Source organism: Streptomyces venezuelae, assembly GCF_008642295.1.
In the GTDB taxonomy this organism is placed as follows: Bacteria; Actinomycetota; Actinomycetes; order Streptomycetales; family Streptomycetaceae; genus Streptomyces; species Streptomyces venezuelae_C.
This window is the reverse complement of sequence record NZ_CP029190.1, coordinates 1,546,307-1,559,030: the sequence shown is the minus strand read 5'-3', so window position 1 is coordinate 1,559,030 and position 12,724 is coordinate 1,546,307. Positions and strand designations below refer to the sequence as shown.

Here is a 12,724-nt window from a genome sequence, read left to right as displayed (position 1 = left end):
CCGACCTGCCGTGATCTGCCGTGATCTGCCGTGATCCGGCAAGTCTCGCATCCGGACGGACGGGAGGCCTCCGCAATTTCGGCGAGCCGGACCAGGCCATGGGCCGATGACGCATTACGGGTTGCACGAGACGTCTCGTCTCGTTACGGTAGGGGCATGACCTCAGCCAAGCCCGCCCACATCGCCATGTTCTCCATCGCCGCCCACGGCCACGTGAACCCGAGCATCGAAGTGATCCGGGAGCTCGTCGCCCGTGGCCACCGCGTCAGTTACGCCATCCCCGCCGCCTTCGCCGAGAAGATCGCGGAGACCGGCGCCACACCGGTGATCTACACCTCCACCCTCCCCGCCGATGACGACCCCGAGGCCTGGGGCACCGAGCTCATCGACAACCTCGAGCCCTTCCTGAAGGACGCCATCCAGGCCCTGCCGCAGCTCGCCGCCGCCTTCGAAGGGGACGAGCCCGACCTGGTCCTCCACGACATCACCTCCTACCCGGCGCGCGTCCTCGCCCACCGCTGGGGCGTCCCCGCCGTCTCCCTCTCCCCGAACCTGGTCGCCTGGGAGGGATACGAGGCAGAGGTCGGCGAACCCATGACCGCGCCGCTCAAGGCCACCGAACGGGGGCAGGCCTACTACGCCCGCTTCCGGGCCTGGCTCGAGGAGAACGGCATCCCCGACGACCCCGACCCCTTCGTCGGCCGGCCGCGCCGCAGCATCGTGCTGATTCCCAAGGCGCTCCAGCCGAACGCCGACCGGGTCGACGAGACCGTCCACACCTTCGTCGGCGCCTGCCAGGGCGAGCGCACCGAACAGGGTCGCTGGCAACGGCCGCCCGCCGCCGAGGGCAGGAAGCTGGCCCTGGTCTCCCTCGGCTCGACCTTCACCAAGCAGCCGGAGTTCTACCGGGCCTGCGCGGAGGCCTTCGCCGGCCTCCCCGACTGGCATCTGGTCCTCCAGATCGGCAAGTTCACCGACGAGGCCGAACTCGGTGTGCTCCCCGCGCACACGGAGGTCCACCGCTGGGTGCCGCAGCTGGACATCCTGCGCCAGGCCGATGTGTTCATCACCCATGCCGGAGCCGGCGGCAGCCAGGAAGGCCTGGCCACCGGCACCCCGATGGTGGCCGTACCGCAGGCCGTCGACCAGTTCGGCAACGCCGACAGGCTCGCCTCCCTGGGCGTCGCCCGGCACCTGCCGATGGCGGAGGCCACCGCCGAGAACCTGCGCGCCGCCGTCCTCGCCCTGACCGGGGACCCGGAGGTCGCCGCCCGCGCCGAGCAGATCCGTACGGAGATGGCCAAGGAGGGCGGCACCCGGCAGGCTGCCGACCTGATCGAGGCCGAACTGTCACAGGGGTGACCTATGGTTCGCCCATGACAACCTCGACGACGAAGAAGTACGCGGCACTGCTGCGCGGCATCAACGTCGGCGGGGCCAAGAAGGTCCCGATGGCGCAGCTGCGCGAGGTCCTGGAAGAACTCGGTCACACCGGGGTCCAGACCTACCTGCAGAGCGGCAACGCGGTCTTCACCGCCCCGGACCAGGACCCGGCCGGCCTCGCCCGTGCCCTGGAGCGGGCCATCGAGGCCCGCTTCGGGTTCCACGTCGCCTGCCTGGTGGTCGACGGCCCCTACCTGCGGGCGGTCGCCGACGCCTGCCCCTACCCGGCCGCCGAGCTGGAGGGCAAACAGCTGCACGCCACCTTCCTCTCGGAACAGCCGGCCCCCGACCGGTTCGCGGCCCTCGACCGGGAGGCCTTCCTCCCGGAGGAGTTCACCCTCGGCGACCGGGTCATCTACGTCTACGCCCCCCACGGCCTCGGCCGCTCCAAACTGGCCGAGGCGTTGTCCCGGCCGGCCCTGGTGAAGGGCATCGACGCCACCACCCGCAACTGGAACACGGTCGCCAAGCTGGTGGAACTCACCGCCGTCGCGGAAGGGGAACGTCACCGGTGACCACCGCGAACGGCACGCCCCACCGCCTGCGGTACTTCTTCGAGTACGGCGTCGACACCCCGCTGTGGCCGGGCCCGGCGGGCGCGCCCGGCCACGACGACCGGTACGGACCGTGTGCCCCGGAGCGGCTGCCCCTCACTTCCGGTACCAGGGACGAGCTCAGGAGACTCGCCGACCTGTACCAGTCTTCACTCGACTGGGACGACCCGGCGGGACCTTCGCCCTGGTCGGGCGACCAGGAGGAATCGTTCCGGCATGCGGCCGACACCGTCCTGGCGGCAGTGCGCCGCGAACTGGGCGACGGCTGGACCGTTGAGGACCGCAGGGGCTGAGCCGCAGCGGCCCCGGCCACGGGCCGGGCCGCCGGATGTGCCAGGCTCATCCCATGCGGTACATCATCATCGGCGCCGGCGCGGTCGGCGCCACCCTCGGCGGACGCCTCGCGGAGTCCGGCCACGAGGTCGTCCTCGTCGCGCGCGGCGCCCACGCGGACGCCCTGCGCGCGGACGGGCTGCGGCTGACCACGGCCGAGGGCACCCGCGTGCACCGGCTGCCGGTCGTCACCGGTCCCGCCGAACTCGGCGAGCTGCGCGCGGACGACGTCCTCTTCCTCGGGGTCAAGACCCAGGACGCCCTCGCCGCGCTCGACTCCTGGAGCGATGCGGAGGTGGCGGGCGGCGGCACGGCCGCGCAGCGGCTGCCGGTGTTCTGCCTGCAGAACGGTGTGGAGGGCGAGCGGCTGGCGCTCCGCCGGTTCGCGCGGGTGTACGGGGTGTGCGTCTGGCTGCCGTCCACCTACCTGCAACCGGGCACCGTGTCGGCCCTGTGCGCACCCCTCACCGGCATCCTGCACCTGGGCCGCGCGGCCGGCGGCACCGACCCGCTGGCCGGCCGGGTCGCCGGCGACCTGGCCACGTCCGGGTTCGAGGCGCCGGTGGTCGAGGACGTGATGCGCTGGAAGTACGCCAAGCTGCTCGGCAACCTGGGCAATGCGATCCAGGCGGCCACCGGCCCGGAACCGGACCCCGCGAAGGCCGCGCTGCTGCTGCGGGCGATCCGCGAGGCGAAGGCGGCGTACGCGGCGGCGGGCATCGCGTACGCGACCGAGGCCGAGCAGGCCGCCGCGCGCGACGGCAAGGTGAACCAGCCGCCGGACGGGGTCCGCGGCGGCTCCTCCTGGCAGAGCCTGCGCCGGGGCACGGGCTCGGTCGAGGCGGACTACCTCAACGGGGAGATCTCGCTGCTCGGCCGGCTGCACGGGGTACCGACGCCGGTGAACGAGGTACTGCGGCACACGGCGAACATCCTGGCCCGCGAGGGACTCCCGCCGGGCGCCATGTCCATCGCCGACCTGACCGCCCTCGCGGACGAAGCCACCGCCCGCGGATAGCCGCCGTAAGAGCCGGTGCCGGCCCGCCCCTCCGGCCGGGCCGCGAGGAGCCGGCGCGCTACGCGGTCAGGGCCGCCGCGCGCGGGCCGGACCGTACGGTGGCGGTGCCCGCCGTACGGGTTTCGTCGTAGCGGCGCAGCAGCAGCCGGGCCAGTTCCGGGGCCGGGCCCAGGACGGGGGCCAGCAGGTCCGCGCCGGCGGCTTCGGCGCCCGCCGCGATGCGGTCCGGGAGACGGCCGGGTGCGATGACGTACGGGGCGACGGCCACCTGCCGCACCCCCTCCGCGTGGAGGGCGCGCACGGCGTCCTCCACGCGGGGCAGGGCAGCGGAGGCGAACGCAGGCCGCACGGCGCACCAACCGGTGTGCCGCCACTCCCGCGCGATTTCAGCGATCACTGCGATCGCCTCCGGGTCGGTGGAACCGGCGGACGCGAGCACGACGCCGGTGGTGGAACGGGCGGAGTACGACAGGTCGAGCCCCGCCTCCGCCAGCCGCCGCTCCAGTGCGGAGAGCAGCAGCGGCGACGGGCCGAGGACCTCCGTCACCCGGACCGAGAGCCCGGGCAGCCGGGCGGCGGACTCGGCCAGTACCGCCGGGATGTCGGACTTCGCATGGAAGGCCCGGGTCAGCAGCAGGGGGAGGGCGATGACCTCCCGGACCCCCGAGTAGTGCAGCGAGGACAGGACCTGCGGCACGGTCGGGGCATTGAAGTCCAGATACGCCGTCTCCACCCGGAGCCCCGGCCGCAGCGCCCGCACCCGCCGGGTGAGGGCGTGTACGGTCGCCGCGTGCCGCGGGTCGCGACTGCCGTGGGCGATGACGAGCAGGACGGGTCGGTGCATGGCGGCCGTCACTTCACCAGCAGGCCGCGGCTGCGCAGCACCCACCGCTCGAGCGGGCTGAAGATCAGCAGGTCGATGGCGATGCCGACGACCAGGATCAGCAGGATCGCCAGGAACACGCCCGGCAGGTCGATGTTGTTGCGGCCGTTCTCCAGCAGCTGGCCCAGGCCCAGACCCAGGTCGGGGGAGGAGGCGATGATCTCGGCGGCCATCAGGGACCGCCAGGAGAAGGCCCAGCCCTGCTTCAGACCGGCCAGGTAGCCGGGCAGCGCGGCCGGCATCACCACGTGCCACACGCCCTTGACGCCCGTCGCCCCCAGCGTGCGGCCGGCCCGCAGGAACAGCGGTGGCACCTGGTCGACACCGGAGACGAGGCCGTTGGCGATCGAGGGGACGGCACCCAGCAGGATCACCGTGAACATCATCGTGTCGTTGAGGCCGAACCAGAGCACGGCCGGCGGCACCCAGGCCACCGACGGCAGGGACTGAAGGCCCTGCAGGATCGGGCCGATCGCGGCGCGGACCAGCTTCACCCGCGCGACCAGCAGGCCCAGCGGGGTACCGATGGCCAGCGCCAGCAGGAAGCCCAGCAGACCGCGCGACACGCTGGTCCAGATGACCTCCAGCAGGGTGCCCTGCAGCCACATGTCGGCCAGGCCGTCCCACACCGCGGACGGCGCGGGCAGCTTGGTCTCGTCGGTGACCTTCGCCGAGACGAGGATCTGCCAGACGGCGAGCACCAGAGTGACCGCCAGGACCGGCGGGAGGACCTTGTTGAGCAGGACCTCCCGGACCGGGGTACGGCGGATCTCCACCGCGTCCAGGGCGTCGAGTCCGGCCTCCAGGCCGGCGAGGTCGTCCGCCTTCGCCTTCGTTTCAGTGCTGGCCATGGCGGCGGATCTCCCCACGCAGGTGTTCAGTGATCTCGAGGGACAGCTCGGCGACGTCCGCGTCCTCGATGCGGCGCGGCTGCGCGATGTCCACGGTCCATTCCTTCGCCACCCGGCCGGGCCGGGAGGACAGCAGCACCACGCGCTGGGCGAGGCGTACGGCCTCGCGCACGTTGTGCGTGACGAACAGGACGGACAGCGAGGTCTCTTCCCAGATCCGGGTGAGCTCGCCGTGCAGCACGTCCCGGGTGATGGCGTCCAGGGCCGCGAACGGCTCGTCCATCAGGAGCAGCTGGCTGTCCTGGGCCAGGGCCCGGGCCAGGGCCACGCGCTGGCGCATACCGCCGGACAGCTCGTGGACCCGCTTGCCGTACGCGCCGCCGAGCCGGACCAGCTCCAGCAGCCGCTCCGCCTCCTGCCGGCGCGCGGCCTTGGGTACCCCGCGCAGTCTCAGGGCCAGTTCGATGTTCTTGCCCGCGGTCAGCCACGGGAAGAGGGCGTGCTCCTGGAACATCAGCGCCGGACGGCCGCCGGGGGTCTCGATGGACCCCGCCGACGGCTTGTCCAGCCCCGCGACCAGGTTCAGCAGGGTGGACTTGCCACACCCCGAGGCCCCCAGGATGGTGACGAACTCGCCCGGCGCGACATCAAGGCTGATGTCGTCCAGTACGAGCTGAGTACCGGCCGGGCCGGTGAAGGACTTCGAGACGTGCTCGATCCGGGCGGCGTGCGTCGCCGCCGCCACGGTGCCCTCGGCAGCCTTGGCAAGCGTGGTGGCCATGGTCGTCACCTCCTGGGAACGCGGGGGATTGCGGGATTGCGGGATTACTTGGCGCCGAGACCGGCGTCGGAGACCTCGGGCTTGCCGGCGGCCTTCAGGACCTTGTTGAGCAGCGTCAGGTCGTAGATGCCGGCCAGGTCGGGCTCCTCGATGAGCTTCGCCTCGACCGCGTAGTCGGCCTGCGTCTTCAGCGTGGCGGCCAGCGGGTCATCGGTGATCGCGATGCTCGGCCAGGCCGGATCGATGATCGCGGGCGCCAGCTCCTTGCCGGTCTCCGCCTTCAGCGCCGCGTTGGCCGAGGCCTTCGCCTTGTCCGGGTTGGCGTTGATCCACTCGTTGGTCTTCACCGTGCCCCTCAGCACGGCCTCGACCACGTCCGGGTGCGCCTTGAGGAACTTCTGCGACACGATGACGTTCGTGATCACGAACTTCTTGTCGGGCCACAGGGAGGTCTCGTCCAGCAGGACCCGACCGCCGTCGGACACCAGCTTGGAGGCCGTCGGCTCCGGCACCCATGCGCCGTCGATGGAGCCGGACGTGAAGGCGTCCGGGGTGACCTTGTTGTCCGTGCGGACCACGGAGACATCGCCCTTGCCGGACTCCGGGTCGACCTTCCAGCCCTTCTCCGCGATCCAGTTGAGGAACGCGACGTCCTGGGTGTTCCCCTTCTGCGGGGTGGCGATCTTCTTGCCCTTGAGGTCGTCCAGGGTCTTGATCTTGTCCGGGTTCACCACCAGCTTCACGCCACCGGAGGCGGAGCCGGAGATGATCCGCAGGTTCTGGCCCTTGGACTTGACGTAGCCGTTGATCGAGGGGGAGGGGCCGATGAAGCCGATGTCGAGCGAGCCGCCGTTGAGGGCCTCGATCTCGGACGGGCCGGCGTTGAACGCCTGCGGCTTGATCTTCGTGCCGCCCAGCTCCTTCTGGATGAGGCCCTCCTGGACGCCGACCAGGGCGGTGGCGTGCGTCAGGTTCGGGAAGTAGCCGATCCGGACCTCGGGCGCGGACAGCGGCTTCGCGTCGGCCGCGACCTTCACCTGGCCCGCGGGCTCGTCCTTCTTGGCCTGGGAGCCGTACCCGCAGGAGGCGAGGGCGCCGATCAGGAGCGGCAGCGCGGCGGCGGCGGCGAGGCCGCGGCGCGCGGTGGTGCGGGTGGTGCCGGTGGTGCGGGCGGTTCCGGTGGCAGGCACGGAGGCCATTCCTCTCGTTACGTCATGATCTATGACGTTTTCGTCTGTGGAGCGGGACAAGGGCAGGGGCGGAGGCGGTCATCGCGCACATCGGCCCACCCCTCCCTGGCCACTGCCGAGGGCGCCGCTGCCTACGCGACCGCCCTCCTTCGCAAAGGTGGAGTACATGTCGGACGGCATGATCAGAAGTCCCACCCGTCGTCCTCGGCCACCGCGGTCTCGGCCCGGGAGGCGAAGGACTCGCCCGCCATGCCCGCGGCGAGGGTGGTTCCGTCGGCCGGGTCGATCAGCAGGAAGGACCCGGTGCGGCGCGAGTCGGCGTACGCGTCGAGCGCCAGCGGCTCGGCGGTGCGGACGACCACGCGGCCGATGTCGTTCGCCACCAGCTGCCCGGGCTCCGGGTGCTGGGACAGGTCGTCGAGGGTCAGCCGCGAGGGGATCTCCTTGACGATCGCCTTGACCGTGCGCGTGGTGTGCTTCAGCAGCACCCGGGCACCGACGGTCAGCGGCTGGTCCGCCACGTGGCAGACCGTCGCCTCGACATCCTGGGTGGTGGCCGGGGCGCTCGCGGACGGCGCGATCAGGTCGCCGCGCGAGATGTCGATGTCGTCGGCCAGCCGCAGGGTCACCGACTGCGGCGCCCAGGCGATGTCCACGCTCTCGCCGAGCGCGTCGATGCCCTCGATCACCGAGGTCTTCCCCGAGGGCAGTACGGTCACGGCCTCGCCGACGCGCAGCACACCGGAGGCGATCTGGCCGGCGTAGCCCCGGTAGTCGGGGTGCTCGGCGGTCTGCGGCCGGATCACGTACTGCACCGGGAAACGCGCCGGGCAGGCCGTGAGGTCGTGGCTGACCGGCACGGTCTCCAGGTGCTCCAGCACCGTCGGGCCGCCGTACCAGTCCATGTTCGCGGACGGCTCCACCACGTTGTCCCCGGCCAGCGCCGAGATCGGGATCGCGGTGATCTCCGGGACGCCGAGCTCGGAGGCGTACGTGGTGAACTCCTTCGCGATGGCCGCGAAGACGGACTCCCGGTAGTCGACGAGGTCCATCTTGTTGACCGCGAGGACCACGTGCGGGACGCGGAGCAGGGCGGCCACGGCGGCGTGCCGGCGGGTCTGCTCGACCACGCCGTTGCGGGCGTCGACCAGGACCACGGCCAGCTCGGCGGTGGAGGCGCCGGTGACCATGTTCCGGGTGTACTGCACGTGCCCCGGGGTGTCCGCCAGGATGAACCGGCGGCGCGCGGTGGCGAAGTAGCGGTAGGCCACGTCGATGGTGATGCCCTGCTCCCGCTCGGCCCGCAGGCCGTCGGTCAGCAGCGCCAGGTCCGGGGCTTCCTGGCCGCGGGCCTGGGAGACCGCCTCGACGGCCTCCAGCTGGTCCTCCAGGACCGACTTGGAGTCGTGCAGGAGCCGGCCGACCAGGGTGGACTTGCCGTCGTCGACGGAGCCGGCGGTCGCGAAGCGCAGCAGCGTGGTAGCGCTGAGCTGCTCGGTGGTGCTGGTCATGGCTAGAAGTACCCTTCGCGCTTGCGGTCTTCCATCGCGGCCTCGGACATCTTGTCGTCGGCGCGGGTCGCGCCCCGCTCGGTGAGCCGGGAGACGGCGATCTCGGCGATCACGGCGTCCAGCGTGGCGGCGTCGGAGTCGACGGCACCGGTGCAGGACATGTCACCGACGGTGCGGTAGCGGATCAGCCGGGTCTGGACCTGCTCGGTGTCCTTCGGGCCGCCCCACTCGCCGGCCGTCAGCCACATGCCGTTGCGCTGGAACACCTCGCGCTCATGGGCGAAGTAGATCTCGGGCAGCTCGATGTTCTCGCGGGCGATGTACTGCCACACGTCCAGCTCGGTCCAGTTGGACAGCGGGAACACGCGGACGTGCTCGCCGGGGGCGTGCCGGCCGTTGTAGAGCTGCCACAGCTCGGGGCGCTGGCGGCGCGGGTCCCACTGGGAGAACTCGTCGCGCAGCGAGAACACCCGCTCCTTGGCGCGGGCCTTCTCCTCGTCGCGCCGGCCGCCGCCGAACACGGCGTCGAACTTCAGCTGCTGGATCGCCTCGGTCAGCGGGACGGTCTGCAGCGGGTTGCGGGTGCCGTCCGGGCGCTCGCGCAGCCTGCCGGCGTCGATGTACTCCTGGACGGAGGCCACGTGCAGGCGCAGCCCGTGCTCGGCCACCGTGCGGTCGCGGTATTCGAGGACCTCGGGGAAGTTGTGGCCGGTGTCCACGTGCAGCAGGGTGAACGGCACCGGCGCGGGAGCGAACGCCTTCAGCGCCAGGTGCAGCATGACGATGGAGTCCTTGCCGCCGGAGAAAAGGATCACCGGCTTCTCGAACTCGCCCGCCACCTCGCGGAAGATGTGCACGGCCTCGGACTCGAGGGCGTCCAGGTGCGACAGCGCGTACGGCGCGTCGGCGCCGGAGTCGGTGTGCAGGTGATGCGCGGCGGTGGTCATGCCAGGCCCCTCTCGGTGAGCAGCGCGTGCAGGGCCGAAGCCGACTCCTGCACGGACTGGGTGTGCGACTCGATACGGAGGTCCGGGGACTCCGGGGCCTCGTACGGGTCGTCGACCCCGGTCAGCCCGGAGATCTCGCCCGCGGCCTGCTTGGCGTACAGGCCCTTCACATCACGCTCGGAGCACACCTCGACCGGGGTGGCCACATGCACTTCGAGGTAGGTCGTACCGGCGGCGGCGTGCCGCTTGGCGACCGCCTCCCGGCTGTCGGCGAACGGCGCGATCACCGGGACCAGCGCCTTGACGCCGTTGCTCGCGAGGAGTTCGGCGACGAAACCGATCCGCTGGACGTTGGTGTGACGGTCCTCGCGGGTGAAGCCGAGGCCCGCCGAGAGGAACTCGCGGATCTCGTCGCCGTCGAGGACCTCCACCCGGTGGCCCTCGGCGCGCAGCCGCTCGGCCAGCGCGTAGGCGATGGTGGTCTTGCCCGCGCTGGGGAGACCGGTCAGCCACACGGTGGCTCCCTGGCCGGTCACGCTCATCTGCTTCTCCGTAGTCGTTTCCGTCGTCATCAGCCGTGCAGTCCGCACTCGGTCTTGCCCCGGCCGGCCCAGCGGCCGGCCCGGGCGTCCTCGCCCTCCGCCACCCGGCGCGTGCAGGGGGCGCATCCGACGGAGGCGTAGCCGTCCATCAGCAGCGGGTTGGTGAGGACTCCGTGCTCGGCGACGTAGGCGTCCACGTCGTCCTGCGTCCAGCGGGCGATGGGGGAGACCTTGACCTTCTGCCGCTTCTCGTCCCAGCCGACCACCGGGGTGTTCGCCCGGGTGGGGGACTCGTCGCGGCGCAGGCCGGTCGCCCAGGCCCGGTAGCCGGTCAGGCCCTCTTCCAGCGGCTTGACCTTGCGCAGGGCGCAGCACAGGTCGGGGTCGCGGTCGTGCAGCTTCGGCCCGTACTCGGCGTCCTGCTCGGCGACCGTCTGGCGCGGGGTGAGGGTGATGACGTTGACGTCCATCACGGCCTCGACCGCGTCGCGGGTGCCGATGGTCTCCTCGAAGTGGTAGCCGGTGTCGAGGAAGACCACGTCCACGCCGGGGAAGGCGCGGGACGCCAGGTGGGCGACGACCGCGTCCTCCATGGAGGAGGTCACGGCGAACTCCCGGCCGAAGGTCTCGGCCGCCCAGGTGAGGATCTCCAGCGCGGAGGCGTCCTCCAGGTCCCGCCCGGCCTGCTCGGCGAGCTCCCGAAGGCTCCCGTTGTCCTGAATGGTGGTCATATCTCTTCCCCTCCAGCGGTGTTGGACTGAAGTCCGCGGGCCAGCAGCCCGAGGTACTTCAGCTGGAAGGCTCGATTGCACGACCGGCATTCCCAGGCGCCGTGTCCCTGCTCGTTGGGGAACAGGTCCTCGTCGCCGCAGTACGGGCAGTAGAAGGGCGCGGCTCGCTCGCTCACGACAGTGCCTCGTCGCTCGCGCGGCCGACCCAGGCGGCGAAGCGCTCGCCGTCCTCGCGCTGCTCCTCGAAGCGCTTGACGACCCGCTCCACGTAGTCCGGCAGGCCGGCCGAGGTGACCTTCAGGCCGCGGACCTTGCGGCCGAAGCCGGCCTCCAGGCCGAGGGCGCCGCCCAGGTGCACCTGGTAGCCCTCCACCTGGTTGCCGTCGTCGTCCAGGACCAGCTGGCCCTTGAGACCGATGTCCGCCACCTGGATACGGGCGCAGGCGTTCGGGCAGCCGTTGATGTTGATGGTGAGCGGCTGCTCGAAGGCCGGCAGGCGGCGCTCCAGCTCGTCGATCAGCGAGGCGCCGCGCGCCTTGGTCTCGACGATGGCCAGCTTGCAGAACTCGATGCCGGTGCAGGCCATCGTGCCGCGCCGGAACGGGGACGGCTTGACCCGCAGGTCCAGCGCCTCCAGGGCGGCGACCACCGAGTCGACCTTGTCCTCGGTGATGTCGAGGACGATCATCTTCTGCTCGGCGGTGGTGCGCAGCCGGCCGGAGCCGTGGCTCTCCGCGATGTCCGCGATCTTGGTGAGGGTGGCGCCGTCGACGCGGCCGACGCGCGGGGCGAAGCCGACGTAGAAGCGGCCGTCCTGCTGGCGGTGCACACCGACGTGGTCCCGCCACTGGCCGGAGGGCTGCTCCGGGGCCGGGCCGTCGGTCAGCTTCCGCTTCAGGTACTCGTCCTCCAGGACCTGGCGGAACTTCTCCGCGCCCCAGTCGGCGACGAGGAACTTCAGGCGGGCGCGGGTGCGGAGCCGGCGGTAGCCGTAGTCACGGAAGATCGAGATGACGCCTTCGTAGACGTCCGGGACCTCGTCGAGCGAGACCCAGGTACCCAGGCGCACCCCGAGCTTGGGGTTGGTCGACAGGCCGCCGCCGACCCAGACGTCGAAGCCGGGCCCGTGCTCGGGGTGTTCGACGCCGACGAAGGCGATGTCGTTGATCTCGTGCGCCACGTCGAGCAGCGGCGAGCCGGAGATCGCGGACTTGAACTTGCGGGGCAGGTTGGAGAAGTCCTTGTTGCCGACGATCCGGCGGTAGATCTCGTCGATGGCCGGGGTGCCGTCGATGATCTCGTCCTCGGCGATGCCGGCGACGGGCGAGCCGAGGATGACGCGGGGCGTGTCACCGCAGGCCTCGGTGGTGCTGAGCCCGACGGCCTCCAGGCGGCGCCAGATCTCCGGGACGTCCTCGATCCGGATCCAGTGGTACTGCACGTTCTGCCGGTCGGTGAGGTCGGCGGTGCCGCGGGCGAACTCCTCGGAGATCTCGCCGATGACGCGGAGCTGCTCGGTGGTCAGCCGGCCGCCGTCGATGCGGACGCGCAGCATGAAGTACTTGTCGTCCAGCTCCTCCGGCTCCAGGATCGCGGTCTTGCCGCCGTCGATCCCGGGCTTGCGCTGGGTGTACAGGCCCCACCAGCGCATCCGGCCGCGCAGGTCGTTGGGGTCGATCGAGTCGAAACCGGTCTTGGAGTAGATCGTCTCAATGCGTGTCCGCACATTGAGACCGTCGTCGTCCTTCTTGAACTGCTCGTTGCCGTTGAGGGGGGTGTGGTGTCCGACGGCCCACTGACCCTCACCGCGGTGACGGCCGGTCTTGCGGCGCGCGGCAGCGGGAGCGGCTGCGGGCTTTTCGGGGGTGGCGGCCATGGCGGTACGTCCTTCTTCGGCGGCTCAAGGCAAGGGCAGGTGACCTGCGGTGTTGGGGGCAGGT

General features: G+C 71.4%; 13 protein-coding genes and 1 pseudogene. 4 read left to right on the top strand and 10 right to left on the bottom strand.

Annotation, left to right across the window (positions count from 1 at the left end; genetic code table 11):
* Positions 1–106: 106 nt before the first annotated feature.
* The 4 genes and pseudogenes from mgt (at position 107) to DEJ50_RS06805 (ending at position 3,348) form a co-directional block, all read left to right on the top strand.
* A pseudogene (gene mgt, locus DEJ50_RS06820) lies at positions 107–1,362 on the top strand (macrolide-inactivating glycosyltransferase).
* Between the two features lie 14 nt (positions 1,363–1,376).
* On the top strand, positions 1,377–1,958 hold the full coding sequence (locus tag DEJ50_RS06815; protein ID WP_150206689.1) for a DUF1697 domain-containing protein: 582 nt from the start codon (positions 1,377–1,379) through the stop codon (positions 1,956–1,958).
* Positions 1,955–2,290 (top strand): hypothetical protein, encoded by a 336-nt coding sequence (locus tag DEJ50_RS06810; RefSeq protein WP_150206688.1) that lies wholly within the window; start codon positions 1,955–1,957, stop codon positions 2,288–2,290. Before DEJ50_RS06815 ends, DEJ50_RS06810 begins: the two co-directional genes overlap by 4 nt.
* Before the next feature lie 53 nt (positions 2,291–2,343).
* A complete protein-coding gene (locus tag DEJ50_RS06805; protein ID WP_150206687.1) occupies positions 2,344–3,348 on the top strand; it encodes a ketopantoate reductase family protein in 1,005 nt (334 codons plus the stop codon).
* Between the two features lie 58 nt (positions 3,349–3,406).
* Here the strand turns inward: DEJ50_RS06805 and DEJ50_RS06800 are convergent, their stop codons facing one another.
* The 10 genes from DEJ50_RS06800 to DEJ50_RS06755 all read right to left on the bottom strand — a co-directional run bounded on the left by DEJ50_RS06800 (position 3,407) and on the right by DEJ50_RS06755 (position 12,660).
* Positions 3,407–4,192, bottom strand: coding sequence for a sirohydrochlorin chelatase (locus tag DEJ50_RS06800; RefSeq protein WP_150206686.1), 786 nt, complete (start codon positions 4,190–4,192; stop codon positions 3,407–3,409).
* A gap of 8 nt (positions 4,193–4,200) precedes the next feature.
* Positions 4,201–5,082 (bottom strand): ABC transporter permease, encoded by an 882-nt coding sequence (locus tag DEJ50_RS06795; RefSeq protein ID WP_150206685.1) that lies wholly within the window; start codon positions 5,080–5,082, stop codon positions 4,201–4,203.
* The gene (locus DEJ50_RS06790) at positions 5,069–5,863 is read right to left on the bottom strand and encodes an ABC transporter ATP-binding protein (RefSeq protein WP_150206684.1); all 795 of its coding nucleotides are present in this window, start codon (positions 5,861–5,863) and stop codon (positions 5,069–5,071) included. The genes DEJ50_RS06795 and DEJ50_RS06790 overlap by 14 nt, the downstream gene beginning before the upstream one ends.
* A 44-nt stretch (positions 5,864–5,907) precedes the next feature.
* Positions 5,908–7,053 carry an aliphatic sulfonate ABC transporter substrate-binding protein gene (locus tag DEJ50_RS06785; RefSeq protein ID WP_223837633.1) on the bottom strand — a complete coding sequence of 382 codons (1,146 nt, stop codon included), beginning with the start codon at positions 7,051–7,053 and terminating at the stop codon, positions 5,908–5,910.
* Positions 7,054–7,235: 182 nt separating this feature from the next.
* Positions 7,236–8,564, bottom strand: coding sequence for a sulfate adenylyltransferase subunit 1 (locus DEJ50_RS06780; protein ID WP_150206682.1), 1,329 nt, complete (start codon positions 8,562–8,564; stop codon positions 7,236–7,238).
* A gap of 2 nt (positions 8,565–8,566) precedes the next feature.
* Entirely contained in the window at positions 8,567–9,511 is a 945-nt protein-coding gene (gene cysD / locus DEJ50_RS06775; RefSeq protein ID WP_150206681.1) for a sulfate adenylyltransferase subunit CysD, read from the bottom strand.
* Positions 9,508–10,083, bottom strand: coding sequence for an adenylyl-sulfate kinase (cysC, locus tag DEJ50_RS06770; protein ID WP_150206680.1), 576 nt, complete (start codon positions 10,081–10,083; stop codon positions 9,508–9,510). Before cysC ends, cysD begins: the two co-directional genes overlap by 4 nt.
* The gene (locus tag DEJ50_RS06765) at positions 10,083–10,784 is read right to left on the bottom strand and encodes a phosphoadenylyl-sulfate reductase (protein ID WP_150206679.1); all 702 of its coding nucleotides are present in this window, start codon (positions 10,782–10,784) and stop codon (positions 10,083–10,085) included. Before DEJ50_RS06765 ends, cysC begins: the two co-directional genes overlap by 1 nt.
* On the bottom strand, positions 10,781–10,960 hold the full coding sequence (locus DEJ50_RS06760; RefSeq protein ID WP_150206678.1) for a hypothetical protein: 180 nt from the start codon (positions 10,958–10,960) through the stop codon (positions 10,781–10,783). The genes DEJ50_RS06765 and DEJ50_RS06760 overlap by 4 nt, the downstream gene beginning before the upstream one ends.
* On the bottom strand, positions 10,957–12,660 hold the full coding sequence (locus DEJ50_RS06755) for a nitrite/sulfite reductase (protein ID WP_150206677.1): 1,704 nt from the start codon (positions 12,658–12,660) through the stop codon (positions 10,957–10,959). The genes DEJ50_RS06760 and DEJ50_RS06755 overlap by 4 nt, the downstream gene beginning before the upstream one ends.
* Between the last annotated feature and the right edge of the window lie 64 nt (positions 12,661–12,724).